19 protein-coding genes are annotated in these 20,946 nt (G+C 62.1%); 4 read left to right on the top strand and 15 right to left on the bottom strand.

All coding sequences use genetic code 11. The annotated features are described in order from the left end of the window. Window positions 1-17 precede the first annotated feature (17 nt). From ligD to ACEN84_RS29920, 10 genes are all read right to left on the bottom strand, one after another. Window positions 18-2,528 carry a DNA ligase D gene (gene ligD, locus ACEN84_RS29875; RefSeq protein WP_413711587.1) on the bottom strand — a complete coding sequence of 837 codons (2,511 nt, stop codon included), beginning with the start codon at window positions 2,526-2,528 and terminating at the stop codon, window positions 18-20. A gap of 2 nt (window positions 2,529-2,530) precedes the next feature. Beyond that, complete coding sequence (locus ACEN84_RS29880; protein WP_413711588.1) at window positions 2,531-3,367, bottom strand: Ku protein; 837 nt, start codon at window positions 3,365-3,367, stop codon at window positions 2,531-2,533. A gap of 28 nt (window positions 3,368-3,395) precedes the next feature. Next, entirely contained in the window at window positions 3,396-3,626 is a 231-nt protein-coding gene (locus tag ACEN84_RS29885) for a DUF2188 domain-containing protein (RefSeq protein WP_112712249.1), read from the bottom strand. A gap of 15 nt (window positions 3,627-3,641) precedes the next feature. Beyond that, window positions 3,642-3,911 carry a hypothetical protein gene (locus ACEN84_RS29890; protein ID WP_112712251.1) on the bottom strand — a complete coding sequence of 90 codons (270 nt, stop codon included), beginning with the start codon at window positions 3,909-3,911 and terminating at the stop codon, window positions 3,642-3,644. Window positions 3,912-4,174: 263 nt separating this feature from the next. Then, on the bottom strand, window positions 4,175-5,197 hold the full coding sequence (locus ACEN84_RS29895; protein ID WP_413711589.1) for a DNA topoisomerase IB: 1,023 nt from the start codon (window positions 5,195-5,197) through the stop codon (window positions 4,175-4,177). Window positions 5,198-5,215: 18 nt separating this feature from the next. After that, window positions 5,216-7,369: a glycogen debranching protein GlgX gene (gene glgX / locus ACEN84_RS29900; RefSeq protein WP_413712519.1), complete on the bottom strand. Its 2,154-nt coding sequence runs from the start codon at window positions 7,367-7,369 to the stop codon at window positions 5,216-5,218. A gap of 271 nt (window positions 7,370-7,640) precedes the next feature. Then, on the bottom strand, window positions 7,641-8,435 hold the full coding sequence (locus ACEN84_RS29905) for an SDR family NAD(P)-dependent oxidoreductase (protein WP_130283593.1): 795 nt from the start codon (window positions 8,433-8,435) through the stop codon (window positions 7,641-7,643). A 103-nt stretch (window positions 8,436-8,538) separates the two neighbouring features. Continuing rightward, window positions 8,539-9,744 (bottom strand): 3-oxoadipyl-CoA thiolase, encoded by a 1,206-nt coding sequence (gene pcaF, locus ACEN84_RS29910; protein WP_413711590.1) that lies wholly within the window; start codon window positions 9,742-9,744, stop codon window positions 8,539-8,541. An 11-nt stretch (window positions 9,745-9,755) separates the two neighbouring features. Then, window positions 9,756-10,445, bottom strand: a complete 690-nt coding sequence (locus tag ACEN84_RS29915; protein ID WP_413711591.1) for a CoA transferase subunit B — start codon at window positions 10,443-10,445, stop codon at window positions 9,756-9,758. After that, a complete protein-coding gene (locus ACEN84_RS29920) occupies window positions 10,442-11,149 on the bottom strand; it encodes a 3-oxoacid CoA-transferase subunit A (protein ID WP_413711592.1) in 708 nt (235 codons plus the stop codon). Before ACEN84_RS29920 ends, ACEN84_RS29915 begins: the two co-directional genes overlap by 4 nt. Before the next feature lie 153 nt (window positions 11,150-11,302). Between ACEN84_RS29920 and ACEN84_RS29925 the strand changes: the two genes are divergently transcribed. Next, window positions 11,303-12,058 (top strand): IclR family transcriptional regulator, encoded by a 756-nt coding sequence (locus ACEN84_RS29925; RefSeq protein WP_413711593.1) that lies wholly within the window; start codon window positions 11,303-11,305, stop codon window positions 12,056-12,058. Here ACEN84_RS29925 and ACEN84_RS29930 read toward each other — a convergent pair whose 3' ends face one another. Continuing rightward, window positions 12,059-12,940: a helix-turn-helix domain-containing protein gene (locus tag ACEN84_RS29930; protein ID WP_413711594.1), complete on the bottom strand. Its 882-nt coding sequence runs from the start codon at window positions 12,938-12,940 to the stop codon at window positions 12,059-12,061. Window positions 12,941-13,050: 110 nt separating this feature from the next. Between ACEN84_RS29930 and pobA the strand changes: the two genes are divergently transcribed. Then, window positions 13,051-14,223 (top strand): 4-hydroxybenzoate 3-monooxygenase, encoded by a 1,173-nt coding sequence (gene pobA, locus ACEN84_RS29935; RefSeq protein ID WP_413711595.1) that lies wholly within the window; start codon window positions 13,051-13,053, stop codon window positions 14,221-14,223. Window positions 14,224-14,471: 248 nt separating this feature from the next. Then, the gene (locus ACEN84_RS29940) at window positions 14,472-15,995 is read left to right on the top strand and encodes an adenylate/guanylate cyclase domain-containing protein (RefSeq protein ID WP_112712649.1); all 1,524 of its coding nucleotides are present in this window, start codon (window positions 14,472-14,474) and stop codon (window positions 15,993-15,995) included. On the opposite strand, the gene ACEN84_RS29945 is transcribed toward ACEN84_RS29940, so the two are convergent. Then, a complete protein-coding gene (locus ACEN84_RS29945; protein ID WP_413711596.1) occupies window positions 15,992-16,867 on the bottom strand; it encodes an NAD(P)-dependent oxidoreductase in 876 nt (291 codons plus the stop codon). The genes ACEN84_RS29940 and ACEN84_RS29945 overlap by 4 nt on opposite strands. Before the next feature lie 231 nt (window positions 16,868-17,098). Between ACEN84_RS29945 and ACEN84_RS29950 the strand changes: the two genes are divergently transcribed. Then, window positions 17,099-17,545 carry a GNAT family N-acetyltransferase gene (locus tag ACEN84_RS29950; RefSeq protein WP_130283577.1) on the top strand — a complete coding sequence of 149 codons (447 nt, stop codon included), beginning with the start codon at window positions 17,099-17,101 and terminating at the stop codon, window positions 17,543-17,545. Window positions 17,546-17,664: 119 nt separating this feature from the next. Here ACEN84_RS29950 and ACEN84_RS29955 read toward each other — a convergent pair whose 3' ends face one another. The 3 genes from ACEN84_RS29955 to ACEN84_RS29965 all read right to left on the bottom strand — a co-directional run bounded on the left by ACEN84_RS29955 (window position 17,665) and on the right by ACEN84_RS29965 (window position 20,857). Beyond that, window positions 17,665-17,883 (bottom strand): hypothetical protein, encoded by a 219-nt coding sequence (locus tag ACEN84_RS29955; RefSeq protein WP_413711597.1) that lies wholly within the window; start codon window positions 17,881-17,883, stop codon window positions 17,665-17,667. A gap of 28 nt (window positions 17,884-17,911) precedes the next feature. Beyond that, entirely contained in the window at window positions 17,912-19,834 is a 1,923-nt protein-coding gene (locus ACEN84_RS29960) for a hypothetical protein (RefSeq protein ID WP_413711598.1), read from the bottom strand. 240 nt (window positions 19,835-20,074) lie between these two features. Then, window positions 20,075-20,857 carry an alpha/beta fold hydrolase gene (locus tag ACEN84_RS29965; protein WP_413711599.1) on the bottom strand — a complete coding sequence of 261 codons (783 nt, stop codon included), beginning with the start codon at window positions 20,855-20,857 and terminating at the stop codon, window positions 20,075-20,077. Window positions 20,858-20,946 lie beyond the last annotated feature (89 nt).

The following is a 20,946-nucleotide window of genomic DNA, read 5'->3' on the forward strand; positions in this document are numbered from 1 at the left end:
CGTGGAAGAGCGGTCCCTCAGGACCGCTTCTTCTTTTCGAGAGGCTTTGCCGCCTCGAAGAAATCCGCCCAGGGATCGCGCGACAGCGCGTTGATCCTGGCAGGCGCATTATCGACGGTGAAATATGCGGGGCCGATTTCGCTTGTGAGCTCGCTCCAGTCGATGGGCATCGAAACAGGTGCGCCTTGGCGGGCGCGGGCCGAATAGGGGGCGACGGCGGTGTTGCCGCGGCCGTTGCGCAGGTAATCGATGAAGATCTTGCCGTTGCGCTCCGCTTTCGTCGCCTTGGCGATGTAGCGCGAGGGATCGGAGCCTTCCATCGTGTCGGCGATCCATTTGGCGAAGGCTTTCACCTCGGTCCAGCCGGCTTTCGGGGCCAGCGGCGCCACGACATGCAGACCCTTGCCGCCCGAGGTCTTGACGAAGGCCGCAAGCCCCTCGCCTTCCATGATCGCCTTGATCTCATGCGCGGCAGAAATAACCGCGGCCCAGGGCACATCATCGGCCGGATCGAGATCCATGATCACCATGTCGGGCTTTTCCCATTTGGCGGTCGTCGCGCCCCAGGGATGGATTTCCAGAACGGCCGATTGCACCAGCGCGACGAGACCGTCGAAATCTTTGATCCGCAACAGCTTCTCGCCGCCGCGATCCTTGGGGTCGGCAATCTCCTCGATGTGGGCGTTCATGCCCTTCCAGGCATGTTTCTGGAAGAAGCGCTGCTTGCCCGATATTCCATCCGGCAGACGCAGCAGCGATAGCGGCCGATTGACGACGAAAGGCTTTATCAGTTCCCAGACATTGGCGTAGTAATCCGCCAGCCCGGCCTTGGTGATACCTTCGTCGGGCCAGTAGATGCGATCGGGATGCGTCAGCGTCACATCCGATACCGGCAGCTCTTTTGCAGCAGTTGCACCCATTTCGCGCCCCACTTCCTTTGCCGCCTTGTCCTCGCGCAAGCCGCGGAAGGCGGCGTGGCGCAGATTCCCATCCGCCGACCAGGCACTGAACTCAACCTCGGCCACCAGCTCCGGCTTGACGAAAACCAGCCCGCGGCGCTCGTCCGCCGTCAGCTTGCCTTCGAAGGCGCTTTCTGTTTGCTCAAGCTTGGAAAGCTTCCGGTAGAGATCATGCGACAGCTTGACGGTGTAGCCAGTGCCGACCCGCCCGACATGTTTCAGCTTGCCCTTGTGATAGTAGCCCATGGCAAGCGAGCCGATCGCGCTTTTCATCGATGTCGAGGGAACGTATCCGCCGATGACGAACTCATTGCGTTGAACGCATTTCGACTTCACCCAATCACCGGTTCGGCCCGAGACGTAATGGCTGTCGCGCTCCTTGGAGATCACTCCCTCGAGCCCAAGCCGGGAGGCATGATCGAGAACGAGACCGCCATTCTCGTTAAAATGCTCGCTGTAGCGCAGTTTTGCGCTGCCGGCGGGCAGCAGCTTTTCCAGCAGCGCCTTGCGGTCGATAAGCGCGACATTCTGCAGATCGTGGCCGTCGAGATAGATGAGGTCGAAGGCGTAGTAGGAGAAGCGGTCGCTGCGGCCTTCGCTCAGATCGTGCTGAAGCGCCGAGAAGTCGGAGGCGCCGTTCTCCCGCTCGACGACGAGCTCGCCATCGATCAATGCGCTATCGACAGGCAGCGCGCCGAAGGCGGCGGCGATCTCCTCGCCGAACTTCTCTGTCCAGTCGAGCCCGGTCCGCGTCAGCATCGTCACCTTGCCGTCGCGGATGCGGATCTGCAGGCGGTAGCCGTCAAACTTGATCTCGTGGATCCAGCCGTCTCCTGCCGGCGGGCGCGGCTTCAGCTTGGCAAGCACCGGCTCGACGAAATCCGGCATCGCGGTCTTGCGCGCGCCCTTCGGCCACTGATGCACCTGCGGCTGCGCCTTGGCCTTGGCAGCGGGTTTCGTAGCCGTCTTGCGGCCATTCGGCTTGGAATTCCAGGTATCGTCGGGGTTCTTGGCGACCTGCTCGATCGTCCGTCCGCTCTTGGCGGATTCCGGACGTTTCTTCAGGATGTCCTCGCGGCGGCCGTGGCGGGCCTCCTCGTCTTCACCCTTGATCAGCAGCCAGTTCTCGCGCTTCTCGCCGGGCTTGCCGTGCATCCGCACCAGATGCCAGCGGCCCTTCAGCTTGTCGCCATCAAGCTCGAATTCGATATGGCCCTTGCGATATGCTTTCTTTGCGTCGCCGAGCGGCGCCCAGGTGCCCCGGTCCCAGACGATGACGGTGCCGCCGCCATACTGACCCTTCGGGATCACGCCCTCGAAATCACCGTAGGAGAGCGGATGATCCTCTACATGGACGGCGAGCCGCTTGTCGTCAGGATTGAGGCTCGGGCCGCGCGTCACCGCCCAGCTCTTCAACACCCCATCCATCTCCAGGCGGAAATCGTAGTGCAGGCGCGTCGCATCATGTTTCTGGATGACGAAGCTGTTGCCCTTGCTCTTGCCTTTCGCGCCGCGCGGTTCCGGGGTGACCTTGAAGTCGCGCTTTTGCTGATAGGTTTCGAGCGCCATTGTCAGCTCGCCTTCTTGCGGCGGCTGGATGCGCTGGCGGTAGGTTTACCGGATCCCGATTTGCCGCCGATCTTGGCGCTCTGGCGCAGCGCCTCCATGAGATCGACGACCTTGCCCTCCGGCTTCGGCTTACGCTTCGGCGGCTCGCGGCCCTCGATCTTGGCTTTGACGAGCTCGGTCAGCGCCGCCTCGTAGCGGTCCTCGTATTCGGCCGGATTGAAGCTGCCCTTCTTGGTGCCGATAATATGGCCGGCGAGCTCCAGCATTTCCTTGTCGAACTTGATGTCCGGGATGTCCTTGAAGACGGTCTCGGCAGAGCGAACCTCGTAGTCGAAATTCAGCATGGTGGCGATGACGTGATCATCCTGCGCGCGGATCAGCAATGTCCGGTTACGGCGAAACAGCACCGCCTGGGCAAGCGCCGCGACCTTGTTGTCGCGCATGCTGCGCATGATCAGGCCGAGGGCTTCGGCATCGTGATCTTCAATGGGGGCGAGGTAATAGGGACGGTCGAAATAGAGCTTGTCGATCTCCGCCAGGGGAATGAAGCTCTGGACACCCATCACCTTGTCGCTGTCGGGCATGACGCTGGCGATCTCGTCGCCTTCGATGACGATGTAATCGCCATTGTCCATCCGATAGCCCTTCACCTGATCCTCGCGATCGACGGGCTTTCCGGTTTCGCTATCGACGAACTGCCGCTCGACGCGGTGGCCGGTCTTGCGGTTGATGATGTTGAAGGACAGGCGGTCGGAGGATGAGATGGCGGTGTAGAGACCGACGCCGCAGACAAGGTCGCCAATCTTCAGATGGCCTTTCCAGCTTGCCCGCGCCGCCATGTCACTCTCCTACGCTACAGTTATCCTATCAGAGTCTGCTACCGCTTCTGTCAGTTTCAAGGGGCTGAAACTGCCAACCGCCATCAGGAGCCGGATAAGCGAGCAAAGCATCGCCATCGCCGATCTTCTGCCGCGATGCGGCGCTCCTGGCGCGATCGGCGGCTTCCTCCGCCGTCGCATAGGTCTCGGATATCGTATCGCCGAGCTTGTAGGCCCAGCCTTCATCATGCGGCACGATCTGATAGGTAATGTCGACCATCTTTTTCTCCTCTCTTCAGTCGTAGTCGCGTGGAGCGCCTTTACGGCGCTCGTCCAAAGCTATGATCTTTTCGACGGAAGCGATCTCGTCGCTGGTCACCGGCCGGACAGGATCGGAGGCGATCGCTTCCAGCACAGCGTCGGACAGCCCGCCGTTGCGGATGACCCATTCGAGCGTCTCCCTTGTCTCGCGTTCGGCCTTCAATTGCGCATAGAGCGCGATGATCAGCCGGTCACGCGGATCGAACTTCTGGTTCTTTTCCGAGACCTTACGGACATTCGGCATAGAAAAGCCCTTTCAGAATTGCTCCCGATCAAGCTTTGAAACGTGATGTAAGAGAAATTGTTCCGTCCAGAAATTGCGGAACGATCGGCGGCCTCAACTGTTCTTCCCCTGCAACCTGCGCTTTGCAGAGCGCAGCCACGTGCGGCTCGCAAAGCGGAGCAATCGAGGAAGGCCGGCGACAGAACCGGGCCGCCCTTGGTGGACCTCCTGTCACCTGAGAAGCCCGCGTCCACCCGGCGCGGGCTTTTTTCGCGGACTCCGGCTCACGCGCTCATTCCGGCCTCCCGCATCAGAAAATCTAGCAGCCGATTTTCTTCGGCGCGCAGACCGCGCAGCGGTGCCGCCGCCTCGGGCATCTCCTTCGGAATATCGCGGTCGCGATCGGCAAGGCCGATGATGCGCGGATGAATATAGCTGGATCGCGAGATCGCTGCCGTGTTGTGCAGCACCTCGGCCGAAGCCTCCGCCATCTCCTTCACGGTCGGGCGCCGCCCTTCGAGGATTGCGCTTCTCGCCACGCCGAAACCGGCAAGCGAGCCCGCCCATGTCCGAAACGTTTTGGCAGAGATGGCGATGCCGGAGATCTCGGCGAGATAGCTGTTCAAGCGCCCGGACTCGACCGGCTTCAGCGAACCCGTCTCATCTTTCCAGACGAAGAGCTGGCGGCCCGGCAGGTCGGCGATCTCTTCCAGTATCTTCTGCAGGCGCGGATGCTTGAGGCTCCGCTGCACCCGCTTGCCCCCCTTGGCGCGGAACTTCAGCTCAATCTTCCCGTCGTTGAGTTTGATGTGGCGCTTGAGCAGCGTGGTGGCGCCATAAGTGCCGTTTTCCTTGACATAGGCCTGATTGCCGACGCGCAGATGCGCCTCGTCGAGCAGCGTCGTCAACGCCGCCAGGATGCCCCTGATATCGTCGACGCCGGTGTCGAGATCCCTAAGTGCCTGCCGGCGGATTTTTGGCAATGCCTGGCCGAACTCGATCAGCTGATGGAATTTTTCAACGCTGCGAAAGGCGTTCCAATCCTTGTGATAGCGGTACTGTTTCCGCCCGCGGGCATCGTAGCCGGTCGCCTGCAGGTGACCGTTTTCCTGCAGGCAAATCCAGACATCGTCATAGGCGGGCGGCAGGCCGAGCGCAGCAATGCGGTCCTTCAGTTCCGGGTCGGCAACCAGTTTGCCGTCAGGCAGCCGGTAGCAGAAGCCCTTGCCTTTCCGGCTGCGGCGAATGCCGGGCTCGGTATCGCTCACATAGATCAGGCCAAGATCGGCAATCGCGTCCGCATTCATCGCGCTATCGGTGGCCCGTCATTTCGGCTTGCGGCCGAAGTTGAACCAGCGGCGGCGCTCGGCCGTGTCAGCCTCCTTCGGCGGCTCCGTCGCGCCCTTCGGCGCAAAGACGGCGACGCTTTCGCGGTAAAGCGTGATCGGGCTATCGACATCGATGATCTCGAAGGCATCGTCGGCGCCGGTTTCGACCAGCCGTTGCCAGTGATCGATGCCGTTCACCTCGGGCAGGCTGATCTCGCAATCGCCACCGGCATTGAACAGCATGAAGAGCCCATCCATCTTCTCGCTGTCGGGTGTGTGGACGCTGCGGGAAATATAGACGCCGAGAACGCGAAGCTCGCCATCGTTCCAGGCGCCGTCATCCATGAAGGTGCCGTCGTGCTTGTACCAGGCGATCTCGATACGGCCGTCCTCGCTGGTCTCGCCCGTCAGGAAACGCTCCTGACGCAGTTCGGGATGCGCCTTCCGGAGCGCGATCATCTTCTGGCAGAAGGTCAGGAATGGATCGTCGAGCCCGCTCCAGTCGATCCAGCCGATCTCGTTGTCCTGGCAATAGGCATTGTTGTTGCCATGCTGGCTGTTGCCGATCTCGTCACCGGCGACGATCATCGGCACGCCCTGCGACAGCATCAGCGTCGCCATCATGTTGCGGCGGCGGCGCGCACGGTTTTCGTTGATCCCCGGATCATCGGTGGCGCCTTCGGCACCCATGTTGTCCGAATGATTGTCCGAATGGCCGTCGTTGTTGTCCTCGCCATTCGCCTCGTTGTGCTTGTCGTTGAAGGAGACCGTATCCATCAGCGTGAAGCCGTCATGGGCAGCGAGCAGGTTGACGGAGGATGTGGCGCCGCGGTCGGAATGGTTGAACTGCACGGCCGAGCCGGTGATGCGCTGCGACAGGCTGGAGACCAGGCCGCCATCGCCCTTCCAGAAGCGCCTGACATCGTCACGGAACTTGTCGTTCCACTCGCGGAACGGATGCGGGAAACCACCGACCTGATAGCCGCCCTCGCCGACATCCCAAGGCTCGGCGATCAGCTTGACCCCGGCAAGGATCGGATCCTGGCGGATGGCGCTGAAGAAGATGCCCTGGCGGTCGAACTCCAGATCCTGCCGGCCGAGCGTGCTCGCCAGATCGAAGCGGAAGCCATCGATATGCATGACGCCCACCCAATAGCGCAGGCTGTCGAGCACCATGCGCATGACCATCGGATTGGCGATGTTCAGCGTGTTTCCGGTGCCCGTCGTGTCGAAGGTGTGGCGCGCGTCATCGGGCGAGAGAATGTAGTAGCTCGCATTGTCGAGGCCGCGGAAGGAGAGCGTCGGGCCGCGCTCGCTGCCTTCGGCGGTGTGGTTGTAGACGACGTCCATGATCACTTCGATCCCGGCCGCATGGAATTTGCGCACCATCGTCTTGATCTCGGTGATCTTGTCGCTGGAGAGGTAGCGCGACTGCGGGGCGAAGAAGCCGAGCGTCTGGTAACCCCAGTAATTCGTCAGGTTCTTCTCTTCGAGATAGCGGTCGTTCGGAAAGAACTGGATCGGCAGCAGTTCGATCGCGGAGACCCCGAGCTTCGTCAGGTGCTCGATGATCGGATCGCTCGCCATACCCAAGAACGTGCCGCGCAGCCGGTCGGGCACCTTGGGATGAGTCATGGTCATGCCGCGCACATGCGCTTCATAGACGATCGTCTCCGTCCACGGGCGGCGGATCGCCTGATCGCCGTCCCAGTCGAAATCCGGATCCTGCACCACGCCCTTGACCATGAAGGGGGCGCTGTCGCGTTCGTCGAAGGAAAGATCGTCCTTGCCGATCGTGTAGCCGTAGAGCGCGTCGTCCCACTTGAGATCACCGACCACCTGCTTGGCATAGGGATCGAGCAGCAGCTTGTTGGGATTGAAGCGATGGCCGTTCTGGGGATCATAGGGGCCGTGGGCGCGGTAGCCATAGACGGTGCCCGGGCCGACGCCGGCGATATAGCCCGACCAGATATCGCCTTCGCGCTTCGGCAGCGGTAGGCGCGCTTCTTCTTTCTTGCCATCGGCGGAGAAGAGGCAGAGCTCCATCTGCTCGGCATGGGCGGAATAGACGGCAAAATGCGTCCCGGAGCCTGTATATTCCGCGCCAAGTTCAGGCTTGAGGAAATCGAGTTCCGAGAACGAGTAGCTCATTGTTGTGTCGCCCATCCTTTATATCGCTTCATTAAATGGTTTCGCTGCCATGACAGCAGGCGAGCCGGACAGGCAGTTCAATCTGCAGGCACAGCAAAGCGCTGCGTCCGGCAATAACGCCCGGCACAGCGATGAGAGTGGCTTGGCTTGAACATGATCGTCCGTCTCGAAGGTACAGGAACGGCGATCGCCTTCCCCCAATCCTCGAAACGTGAAGGGAACCCGAAGGTTCCCTTGTGCAGTGCAAAATATCGGTGAGACGAAGCGCCGATTACGGCATCAGCTGGCCGCCATTGACCTCGATGATCTGGCCGGTGATGTAGCCCGACAGCGTCGGCGAGGCCAGGAAGAGATAGGCGCCGACACAATCCTCCGAGGTGCCGACGAAGCCCATCGGGATTGACTTGCGCTGCAGTTCCATCTGCTCGTCATTGGTATAGCGCTCATGGAAGGGCGTGGCGATGACGCCGGGTGCGACCGCGTTGACGCGGATGCGATCGGGTACGAATTCCTTGGCGTGGCCGCGGGTGATCGTCGAGACGAAGCCCTTGGATGCCGCGTAAAGGATCGCGCCGTTGCCGCCGCCGTTGCGGGCGGCGATCGAGGTGGTGTTGATGATGAAGCCGCCCTGCTTCTTCAGCCAGGGATGGGCGGCGCGCACCGCTGCCAGCACCGAGCGGGCGTTGAGGTTCATCACCTTGTCGTAGTGCTCGTCGGTATATTCCGACGTCGGCTTGCGGCCGAGCATGCCGCCGGCATTGTTGATCAGGCCGTCGAGATGGCCGAAGGTCTTGGCCGTCTCCTCGACAACGCGCTCCGTCTCGCCTTCCCTGGAAACGTCGCCATGTACCAGATGGACCGTAGCACCTGTCGCGCGGATTTCTTCGGCGAGCTTTTCGGCCGGCTCGCGGCTGGCATTGTAGTGGATGCCGACTTTCATGCCCTGTGCGGCAAAAGCGCGGGCAAGGGCGGCGCCGATGCCGGTCGATGCGCCGGTGATGAGCACGGCCTTGCCGGCCAGATCCGGCAGCTTGATGGACGCGAGTGATTGAGCAAGATCAGCCATGGCTGCAAAGCCTCCCTAAAACAATTGCATGGTAATAATATGCGGGAATCTTAGCAGGCTGTGTCCGCCAACTGCAATGCCGGACACGGGAATTTGTATCGGGTCAGACGCGCTCGAGCGCCACGGCGATCCCCTGGCCTACGCCGATGCACATGGTCGAGAGGGAATAGCGGCCGCCGGTTTCGGCAAGTTCGAGTGCCGCCGTGCCGGTGATACGGGCGCCCGACATGCCGAGCGGATGGCCGAGCGCGATGGCGCCGCCATTGCGATTGACGCGGCCGTCGTCATCGGCAATCCCGAGCTCGCGTAGCACCGCCAGCCCCTGCGAGGCAAAGGCCTCGTTGAGCTCGATGACGTCGAACTGCTTCTGCTTCATGCCAAGGCGGTCCATCAGCCTGCGCGATGCCGGAACTGGACCGATACCCATGATACGCGGCGGAACACCCGCGGCGGCCCCACCGAGAATGCGGGCGATCGGCCGCAGGCCGTATTTCTTCGCCGCTGCTTCCGAGGCGATGATCAGCGCGGCAGCGCCGTCGTTCACGCCCGAGGCGTTACCCGCGGTGACCGTTCCGCCTTCCTTCTTGAAAGGCGTTCCGAGCTTGGCAAGCGCCTCCATCGAGGTCGCGCGCGGATGCTCGTCCCTGTCGACGACGATGGAATCACCCTTGCGCTGCGGGATGGTGACGGCGGCGATCTCCTTGCCGAGCCGGCCGCTTGCCTGGGAGGCAGCCGCCTTCGCCTGCGAGCGAACGGCAAACGCGTCCTGATCTTCGCGGCTCACCTTGTAATCTTCGGCGACATTCTCGCCGGTCTCCGGCATGGAATCGACACCATATTGTTTTTTCATCACCGGATTGACGAAGCGCCAGCCGATCGTCGTATCGTAAATCTCTGCATTGCGCGAAAAGGCCGTATCGGCCTTCGGCATGACGAAAGGCGCGCGCGACATGCTTTCGACGCCGCCCGCGATCATCAGCTCCGCCTCGCCCGCGCGGATCGCCCGCGCCGCCGTGATGACGGCATCCATGCCAGAACCGCAGAGGCGGTTGATCGTGGTACCTGATACGCCGAGCGGCAGACCGGCCAGCAGCAGCGACATGCGCGCGACGTTGCGATTGTCCTCGCCTGCCTGGTTGGCGCAGCCGAAGACGACGTCATCGACGGCATCCCAGTCAACGGAAGCATTGCGCTCCATCAGCGCCTTTAGCGGCACGGCGCCGAGATCGTCGGCTCGGACGGAAGAAAGCGAGCCGCCGAAACGGCCGATTGGCGTGCGGATGTAATCGCAGATGAAAGCTTCAGCCATCGGTGAACTCCTTACAGCTCGGGGACGACGAGATCGGCCACCGGGCCTTCGATATGCAGTTTTGCGCCGGTCATTGCCTGCAGTTCCTCGACCGACATGGCGGCAAGCTTCTCGCGCAGCACGAAGCGGCCCTTAACGATGTCGATCACGGCATGGCTCGTATAGACGCGGGTGATGCAGCCGACACCGGTCAGTGGGAAGGTGCACTTTTCGACCAGCTTCGGCTCGCCGTTCTTGGTCACATGCTCGGTGATGACGCAGACCTGCTTGGCGCCATGCACCAGATCCATTGCGCCGCCGACGGCCGGCACGCCCTTCGAGCCGACCCGCCAATTGGCGAGATCGCCGTTTTCCGAAACCTGATAGGCGCCGAGGATGGCGATATCCAGATGGCCGCCGCGCACCATGGCGAAGCTGTCGGCATGGTGGAAGAAGGCAGCACCCGGCTTCAGCGTCACGGCCCGTTTGCCGGCGTTGATCAGATCCCAATCCTCTTCACCGGCAGGCGGCGCCTCGCCGAAATTCAGGATGCCGTTTTCCGTATGAAAGATCGCCTCGCGCCCCTCAGGCTGGTAGCGGGCCACCATTTCGGGGAAGCCGATGCCGAGGTTCACATAAGCGCCATCCGTGATGTCCTGCGCCGCGCGCCAGGCGATCTGGGCGTTGGAAAGCTTGATGTCTTCGCGCGTATCGAGTGTCATACGTAGGCCACCCCGGCTCGAATGAGCTCTTCTTCCTGTTGCGGATTGGCGATCTCGACGACGCCGTCGACGAAGATGCCGGGTGTTACCACCTGCTCCGGATCGATGCCGCCGGCGGGCACCAGCTTCGAAACCTGGGCGATGGTCTTGGCCGCAGCCATGCACATCAGCGGGTTAAAGTTGCGGCCCGCCTTGTTGTAGGTGAGGTTGCCATGGATATCCCCAAGCTGCGCTTTGACGATCGCGAAATCGGCCTTCAGCCAGCGTTCCTGCACATAGTGCCTGCCATCGAACTCGGCGACCGGCTTGCCTTCGGCGAGCTCGGTTCCATAGGTCGTCGGCGTAAAGAAAGCCGGGATCCCGGCACCACCGGCGCGGATGCGTTCGGCAAGCGTGCCCTGCGGCACCAGCTCAAGCTCGATCTCGCCCGCCAGATACTTGTCGGTGAAAGCCCGCGGATCGGACGAGCGCGGGAAGGAGCAGACCATCTTCCTGACCATCCCGGCATCGATCATCGCCGCGATACCGATCCGGCCGTTGCCGGCGTTGTTGTTGATGACGGTGAGGTTCTTCGGCCCCTTGTCGATCAGCGCATGAATAAGCTCGATCGGCGCACCCGATCCGCCGAACCCGCCAATCATGACGACGGCGCCATCACCAATATCGGATACGGCCTCAGCCGCGCTCCGGATCGTCTTGTCCATGCCGGATATCTCCTCGCCTGGCATCGCGGGGATCTCCCGCCTCAGGCGGAATGGATAAGTCCGCAACGGCGGGGCAGGCAAGCAAATTGTGCGTTATTTGACATTTGTTCATATATCGCACATCGTAGTTTTTGAAAACAGGCGGGGTACAGCATGCGCGAAACGGACTTCGTCAGCGGGTTTGCGAGGGGGCTGAAGGTCATCGAGGCCTTTGGCGAGATGCATCAGCGTCTATCGATCACCGATGCCGCCAAGCTGACCGGCTTGGACCGTGCAACGGTGCGGCGCTCGCTGCTGACGCTTTCCGAACTCGGCTATGCGGATTACGACGGCAAGTTTTTTACGCTGACTCCGAAGGTGCTGCGGCTGGGGCATGCGTATCTCTCGGCCACACCGCTGCCCGCCATCCTGCAGCCGCATCTCGACCTGCTGTCGGAAAAGGCAGGGCAAAGCGCCTCGGCCTCCGTGCTCGACGGCACTGAGATTCTCTATATCGCCCGGGCCTCGCAGAAGCGGGTGATGTCGATCAACCTGACGCCGGGAAGCCGCCTGCCCGCCTATTGCGCTTCGATGGGCCGGGTTCTGCTGGCTGCACTCCCCGAAGCCGAGGCGCGCGCCATTCTTGCCCGCAGCGATCTCAAGGCGAATACGCCGCGCACGATCACCGATCCCGGGAAGCTGATCACCGAATTCCAGCGTGTCCGCACCCAGGGCTACGCCGTCATCAACCAGGAGCTGGAGCTCGGCCTTTGCTCGATCGCGGTCCCCGTCGAGAACGACCGCGGCCAGCTGATCTGCGCGCTGAACATCGGCGCCCCGGCGGCGCATGCTTCGGCCGAGGAGATGGTGACGCGCTATCTGCCGCTGATGAAGGAAACGCAGGCCGCCCTTCGGCTCGTTCTGCGCTGATCACATCCCGAGCTTCGCGCGCTCCGCCAGCCGCCATGCGCGCGGTGTCTGGCCCGTCTGCTTCACGAAGAAGCGGGAGAAATAAGCGGGATCGGCGAAGCCGAGGCGATAGCTGACTTCCTGGGCGCTGCCGAAGGTGAAGACCAGTTCGCGCTTGGCTTCGTCGGCGAGCCGCTGGGCGATCATCTCGTGCGTGCCGAGGCCGGTCGCCGCCTTGACGATACGGTTGAGATGGGTCGGGGAGATGCCGAGTTCGGCGGCATAGAAGGCGGCGGGCTTGTGGGTGCGCAGATGCTGCTGCATCAGGCCGTTCAGCCGCTCCATGCGCCGGCCGTTTTCGTCCGCCCCCTCACCCGCAGCATTTCCGGAAAGCCGCATCGTCAGCTGCAATGCGATCGTCACATAGGCTTCGAGCAGATCCGTGCGGCCGCTGTTGCGGGTGGCGAATTCGGCGCCGAGGCGCGACAGCGTCTGTCCGGCATAGGCGGCATCGGGACTATTCTTGTCGAGCACGGTCAGATGCGGATGGGCGAGCCATTCGCCGAGCGGGCTGCGGCCGCCCGGCAGCGCCTTCAGGTGCGAGGCGAGCACGGTGATGACGAAGCCGTCGATATCCCTCGAGAAGCGGAAGCCGTGTGTGAGGCCGGGCGGCACGGTGATGACGGTGTCAGGGGTGATCTGATGATGTTCGGTGCCGAAGATGGCGTCCCCCGATCCGGCGCTGATGTACAATATCTGGAAAAAGCTCTCATGGCGATGCAGCTTGATCTCCCAATGATGCAGGCTGCTGCGTGAGGGAATTGTTTCACAATGCAGCCAGAAATCCGGCTTCCGCCCGGAATTTTCACCATAGAGCTCATAGGTCGGGACGAACTTCGTCATCGCTGCCGCCTCCTTCGATGTTCGATTAGTGCAATTTCTGGCCTGAAATGTCCATTGTCCCGGACCTCCCCTCTTCGCAGAATTGCAGGAAGAGGACGCCAGGAGGAAACATGCGCACCAAAGTCGCCATCATCGGCTCAGGCCCGTCGGGCCTGTTGCTCGGCCAGTTGCTGACGGAAGCCGGGATCGACAACGTCATCCTCGATCGCGCCGGCAAGGATTACATTCTCGGCCGCGTGCGCGCCGGTGTGCTGGAAGAAGGCACGGTCGGCCTGATGGATCAGGCGAAGTCAGGCGCGCGCATGCATGCCGAGGGGCTGCCGCATGACGGCTTTTCGCTCGCCTTCGACGGCCGCGATCACCGCATCGATCTACACGGCCTCACCGGCGGTAAGCGCGTCATGGTCTATGGCCAGACCGAGCTGACACGCGACCTGATGGAGCATCGCGAAGCAAGTGGTGCAGCGACGATCTATGATGCGGCCAATGTCACCCCGCATGATTTCGATGGTGAAACGCCCTACCTGACCTACGAAAAGGACGGCATCACCCATCGCATCGACTGCGATTTTATCGCCGGCTGCGACGGCTTCCATGGCGCCAGCCGCAAGGCAGTGCCCGCATCGGCGATCCGCACTTTCGAGAAGGTCTATCCCTTCGGCTGGCTCGGCATTCTCGCCGATGTCGCGCCCGTCAGCCACGAGCTGATCTATGCGAACCATCCACGCGGTTTCGCGCTCTGTTCGATGCGCTCGGAAAGCCGCAGCCGCTATTACATCCAGTGTCCGCTCGACGAAAAGATCGAGGACTGGAGCGACGAGCGCTTCTGGGACGAGCTGCGCCGCCGCCTGCCCGCCCATCACGCCGAGGCGCTGCAGACCGCGCCGTCGTTCGAAAAATCGATCGCGCCGCTGCGCTCCTTCGTTGCCGAGCCGATGCGGTTCGGACGCCTGTTCCTGGTCGGCGATGCCGCCCATATCGTGCCGCCGACGGGCGCCAAGGGGCTGAACCTTGCAGCGAGCGATGTGCATTACCTCTTCTCCGGCCTCGCGGAATATTATGGCGAACGCTCCAGCGCCGGGATCGATGCCTATTCCGGCCGGGCTCTATCGCGGGTCTGGAAGGCAGTCCGCTTCTCCTGGTGGATGACGACGATGCTGCACCGCTTCCCGGACACCGGCGATTTCGGCCAGAAGATCCAGGAGGCCGAGCTCGATTATCTCACCCATTCCACAGCTGCCGCCACAGCGCTTGCCGAAAACTATGTGGGTCTCCCCTACTAGCCTGATGCCTACCGCGATCCACGGAAGGCAGCCTGGAAGCGGCGGCGTCTCATGCGTTCCCGCCGCCGCTTCACCACAACAGGCAACTCGCCGATGAATATGCTCGACAACTGAAATACGATGTCCGATCCTGTGACCGTTGGGCTTTGGACAACGGTCAGCGAGTGGGGCAGATCGTGGAGACGCGGGAACAGGAAATTTCGACGGCGCGTAAGAGCGCCTATCTGATCGCTCTGGTGACGCTGATCATGCTGGCCGGCCTGCCGCTTGCGGCCTGGCTCGATGTCAGCACCCTGTCGCGCGATGCCGTTCATCGCCAGGCGCAGGACATGAGCTCGCTGATCACCAGCATCCGGTCCTACTATGCCACCAATGTCGTCGGCCGGATTCTGGCGGCCCACACGGCCGGGCAGGAAGAGCGAACTGCCGTCTCGCACAACTATGCGAATATTCCGGGCGCTGTGCCGATCCCGGCGACGCTGTCGCTGGAGCTCGGCGATGTCATCAAGGAACAACAGGCGAATATCACCTATCGCTTCGTCTCCGACCTTCCCTTCAAGAACCGGGCATCGCACGATCTGGACAAGTTCGAGAGCGATGCGCTGACCGCCCTCAGGAGCAATCCGAAACAGACGCTGACGGAAAACAAGCGCTCCGGCTTCACCAATGTCTTCCGGCTGGTGACCCCGGTTCTGATGGGGCCGCCCTGTGTGGCCTGCCACAACACCCACCCTGAAAGCCCGAAGACCGACTGGAAGGTCGGCGATGTCCGCGGCATTCAGGAGGTGATCATCCGCCAGCCCTTTGCGGCCAACATCTTCGCCTTCAAATATCTGCTCGCCTATTTCATCTGCGTCGCGGTGCTCGGCGCCTCCTTCATCGTCATGCAGCGGCGCCAGGCTTCGCTGCTGCATGCCTTCAACCACGACCTCGAATCCACCAATGAGTTCCTCGCCAGCATCTCGCTGAAGATCTCGCGCTATCTCTCGCCGCAGATCTACAAGAGCATCTTCAGTGGCCAGCGCGACGTCGTCATCCAGACCGAGCGCAAGCGGCTGACGATCTTCTTCTCCGATATCAAGGACTTCACCGCAACGACCGAGCGGCTGCAGCCGGAAGCGCTGACGGAAATGCTGAACGAGTATCTGACGGAAATGTCGAAGATCGCGCTGAAGCATGGCGGCACCGTCGACAAGTTCATCGGCGACGCGATCCTCGTCTTCTTCGGCGATCCCGAGACCAAGGGCGCGGTGGAGGATGCCAAGGCCTGCCTGCGCATGGCCGTCGACATGCAACAGCGCCTCGGCGAGCTGAAGGCGAAATGGCGCCGCGATGGCACGGCCGAGCCCTTTATCGTGCGCATGGGCATCAATAGCGGCTACTGCAATGTCGGCAATTTCGGCAGCACCGACCGTATGGACTATACGATCATCGGCGCCGAGGCCAATCTGGCGGCGCGGCTGCAATCGATCGCCGAAGGCGGCAAGATCGTCATGAGCTATGAGACCTACGCGCTGGTCGAGGACATCGTCGAGGCCGTGCCACTGACACCGATCACAATGAAGGGCATCCAGCGCGATATCGTGCCCTACGAGGTGCAGGGCCTGCTTGTCGGCGGCGACGGCCATACGCGGGTGATGAGCGAGCATTTTGCCGGTCTCGACCTGCATCTCAACATGTCGCAGCTGGAACCGGCCGAAAGGAACAAGGTCAAGGCGGCGCTGATGGAGGCATTGGCCGCGGTGGAAACGCCTGCCGAGAAACCAGCCTAGGATTTCGGTGCACGGGCAGCGATCGCCTTGATGACGGCGGCCATATCGAGGGCGCCGAGGCCCATCTCCACGGCCTCCGCATAGAGATCGCCGCAGATATCGAGCAACGGCACCGGCGTGCGGCTCGCGCGGGCGGCATCGACGACCAGCCGGTTGTTCTTCAAGACGTCGGCGATCGCCGCCTGCGGCGCGAAATCCTCATCGGCGAGCTTGCCGGTCTTGATCCTCGATATGCCACTCGCCATCTGGCCGCCATCGGCGATCCGCTTGAAGAGCTGCATGTCGAGCCCCTGGCTGGCGGCGAAATTGGCGGCTTCCGCCAGCCCCGTCACCGTCGAGATCAGGAAGATGTTGACGGCGAGCTTCATCAGCAGCGCATTCGGCACCGAACCGCAGGCGAGCGCATCGCGGCACATCGGCGAGAGCAATGGCCGGATGCGCGCGACAGCGTCACTCTCCCCGGCAAGCATCACAACGAGTTCACCAGCCTCGGCCGGCATGCGCGATCCGGAGACTGGCGCCTCGACGTAGAATCCGCCCGCGGCGCGGATATCGCTTTCCAGAGCCCTCGAATATTCGGGTGCCGTCGTGCCCATATGGATCAGCGTGCGGCCACGCACACGTTCGGCAAAGAGAGCGGAGCCGCGGCCGAGCACGTCGTCGATCGCCGCCTGCGTCGCCAGCATCAGGATGATCGCATCGGCCTGGGTGAAGACCTCGCCTGCGCTCGCGGCAACCTCGGCCCCGGCCCGCCGCAGCGGCTCGGCCTTATCCGCCGACCGGTTCCAGACGATCAGCGGCTGGCCCGAGCGCAGCAGATTGAGCGCCATCGGCGTTCCCATGATCCCGAGCCCGATGAACCCTATCCGCATGGCTTGTCCTCCCATTCGGGAAGACTATGCGCGGGCGCGGACCGGGCTGTCTTGAACGTTAGTGCCGGGTGGATGAGAGCCGGAGAAAATAAAGACGTGTACCGTCATTGAAATCACAACTTTAGACCACAATTCAGCGGTAAAAAATACAGCAACCAGTTGTTTAGGACCGGTGCGCATAATACTCATCATCATTACATAGCCCTTGCGGTGCTTCGTTAGACAGTGGCCATGACAGTCGTTTTCAAGCGGATCAATAAAGATCAGGCGCTTCTCGGCGCCGCCATCATCGTCGAAGCCTATAGCGCCGAACCCTGGCACGAACATTGGTCGATCGAGCGGGCGACTGCCCGCATGGTCGAGCTGTCGACGACGCCGGGCTGGATGGGCGTCGGCGCGCTGGATGGCGACGATCTGCACGGCTTCGCCATCGGCTATCCGCACACGGCGGCCACCGGCTGCATGCTCTACATTCCCGAAATCGCCGTCATGCCCGCTCACCAGGGCAAGGGCATCGGCACCACGCTGTTGAAGCTCCTCGAACAGGAAGCCTTGGCCAGCGGCTTCTCCAGCACCTGGCTCTTGTCGCAGAACGAGGGCGTCGCCGCGGACTACTACCGGTCCGCGAGCTACAAGCAGTCTCCTAATCACCGCATCTACTCGAAGCCGCTGAAGTAGACACGCCTTCGCGCAGCAGACCGGATCTGGCCTTGATGGCTACCATCTGGACACACGAAAGCAGCGGGCAACTCGATCGTCGCCCGCGCTTCAAGATCCCAGAATTCAATCAGTCGATATCAGCCGTCGTAATGGCCGGCGGCAACGGAATCGGCAGATTTCACGGCGACTGCGAGATTGATGCCCTTGGTGATGACGCTGCCCCGCGCCGCGAGTGCCGCCGCCTCCGCCAGCGCGCCCGCCTTCGGCACGCTGAGCGGCGTCACCGTCCCGCGGCCGAGATCCGCCACCCAAAGCCCTTTTTCACCTTCAACACTGATCACAACAACCTTAGTCATGCTGCAATTCCCTCTTCCAGAGTTGATGTTAAAAGCCTGCCTTCTTCAGTCCTTCGCGATAAAGGTCTTTATGCCACTGTTCCTTGCTCGGAACGGCGGACAACCATTTATCGACATCGAAGTTCGGATTGGCCTCGCGGACACGGCGAACGAGGACACGCGCCTTGTCCTTGTTGCCGAGCATCGCCCAGCTGGCGGCCGCAAGCCTGTCTGCCAGGCTCGGATCGCTCATCTGGCTGATATAGTCCAGTGAAGCCGAGAATTCGCCCAGCGCATAGTTGGCGCCGGCCGCAGTCCAGAGATAGGGATCCGGGCTCAGCGGATTGAGCTCGATCGCCCGCTCGATCTTCTGCAGCGCCATGCCGGGGCGCGAGCAGTGAACCAGCGTATCGGCATGGTCGGCGATGACGTCGGCGTAATGCGGCGAGAGCGTCTCGGCCACTTCCATCGCCTCGGCGCTTTCGTCGAAAGCGCCCTGCAGCAGCTTGGCAACGCCGAATTCGCGGTAGCCGTCGGCCAGATCGTTGCGGGCCTCGATCGATTTCGTCGCGAATTCCTCGGCCGATTTCAGCAGTTCCATGTCACCGCGGGCGGTCAGCAGCCATTCCTTCGAATAGGTGCGCGCCGTCGAGCTCAGCGCCGGAGCAAAATCCGGCGTTGCCTTCAGCGCAGCCCGCATCTCCTTGCGGGCGCGGCGCAGGTTCGGCAGCGTCAGCCGGCCGAGATATTGCTTGCCGACCAGATATTGGTGATAGGCGGCCGGATTGAGCTCCAGGTAGGAGCGCGTCGCCTCGTGTCGCTCGATCTCGCTCGAGACCGACAGCGCGACGCGGCGCGATATCACCCGGCGGTCGCGCAGCAGATCGGCTTGGCTGAGGCTGAACCGCTCGGCCCAGACGATCTGGTTATCGTCGAAGAAGATCAGCTGGGCGAACAGCTTGACCTCGTCGAAGCCGGTGATCTGCGTATCCAGCACGTAATTGACCGAGTGGCGTTCGAAGAAGGCCGACTGGTCCTCGTTCTGATGGCCGATCTGCACGGCCGAATGCGGGGCGATCACCTGCAGGCTGTTGAAGGCGCAGAAGCCGATGGTGATGTCCTCGATCAGCGAGGCGGCGATCAAGATCGATTGCGGATTGCTGGAAAGATTGCGAGGCGGCAGCAGCACGAGACGCGGAATGGCCGGCCGGCCGATCTTGTTGAGCGGCAACGCGTCGATGCCGTCATTGGCCGCAGCCGGGCGCGCTTCGACCTTGTGCTGGCCGTTCGCACCGTTCGGCGCCACCGCTTCAAGGCCGCGCGAGATCGAGCTTTTGCGCCGCTCGATATAATCCCGGATATAATCAACCTCCTCCTGCGCATCGAAGATTTCGAGCAGCAGGCGAAGAATGTCGGAATCCTTCGGCTCGTCGCGAAAGACGAGGAGACCGGCCTTGCGCAGGATTTCCCAATCCTCGGTGGACTCGACCGGCAGCGAAACCGCTTTCAGCGCATCCTGGAGCAGGCCGGAATGGCGGTAGATCTGATCCTTCTGCCAGGTCTCGAACACGCCGCTCTGGCAATTCACCTGACCGAGAAAGGGATGGCTCATCGCCTTGGTCAGTTTCGCAAGCCGTGGCATCGCATCGCCGGGAAGCGGCAGATCGGTGAAGTCGGCGGTCAGCGAAGCCGGGTCGAGCGAGACGGCGGTATCGGTGAAGATCAGGAACTGAGCGCCGAGTTGGTCCTGGCGCGCCTTGATGCGCGAGATCGTCTTGCGCAGGTTGGAGAGCGAGACGGCCTTGTCCTCGTTGCCCCACAGGAAATCGGCGGCCATGGTGCGGTGTGCGGCGTTCTTGTCGAGCGTCAGCAGGTAGGCGATCAGGAGCAGGCCTTTTTCCGGGAAAGCGATATCGTTGCCTTCCGCGTCGGCAAGCCGCAAGCGTCCGAACGTTTCGACGATAAAAGCCATATTAACCTATGAGTTGCGCGCCGCCCCGAGTCGCATCTCTCATGCGAGACAATTATGCAACCAAAATACGAATAACGCTCAGCAAAGCAAGCGCTTGCCAAGCGGTCAGGAGATATGAGTTTGGCTTAATATGCGCGCGAATTCAACTGTTGTGCAGCGCACACATGACGATTACTCAGCCGCGAGTTGGTGAAATGGCCGGGCACGACCCGCATGAGGCGCATGCCCGGCCCAAACGGGCTACTTCTTAACCGGGTAACCGGCGGCTGCGAGGATCAGGTTGGCAACCTCGCGCGGGTGCGAAATCAGCGACACATGGCTCGAATTTAGCTCCACCGTGGTGGCGTTCATGCGCTTGGCAAGGAAGCGCTCGAGGTCCGGATTGGTGGTGCGGTCATTCTTGGAAACGGCATACCAGCTCGGCTTGGTCTTCCAGGCAGCCTGCGTCGTCTTCGCGGTAAAGAGCGTATCGGAGATCGGACCCTGTACGGCATAGAGCGCCAGCGCGTCCTTGTGGCTCAGGTCACCGGCGAAGTCATGCACGAAGGCATCTTCGCTGAGCTGGGCGAAACCGCCGTTATGAACCAGCCCCTTGCTTGCCGGGGGAGCCGGGAACTTGGCCGCGAGTGCCGGATAGTCCTCGCCGGCATCCGGCGCGCGGGCGGCCAGATAGACCAGTGCCGAAACCTTCGGGTCGACGCCGGTCTCGCTGACCACCATGCCGGCATAGGAATGGCCGACGAGCACGGTCGGGCCGTCCTGCAGGGCGAGAGCACGCTTGGTCGCGGCGACGTCATCGGCAAAGGAGGTGAGCGGGTTCTGGACCGAGGTGACATGCAGCCCGGCCTTCTGCAGCAGCGGGATGACCTTCGACCAGCTGGAGCCGTCGGCATAGGCTCCGTGGACGAGGACGACGTTGCGCGCCTTGACCGGCGCCTGATTGGCAGCAGAGGAGGCACCGGCAAAGGAGACTGCGGCGACGAATGTTGCCGCGGCAAAGGCGGCCTTCTGGAAGATGTTCATGATCTGACGTCCGTATCGTTTTCGTGATGAAGCACGTCGCTTCAAAACCCTATTCGACCGGCATCCGCGGGGCGCAACATGATCACGCT

Source organism: Rhizobium sp. Rhizsp82 (assembly GCF_047325115.1).
Lineage (GTDB): Bacteria > Pseudomonadota > Alphaproteobacteria > Rhizobiales > Rhizobiaceae > Rhizobium.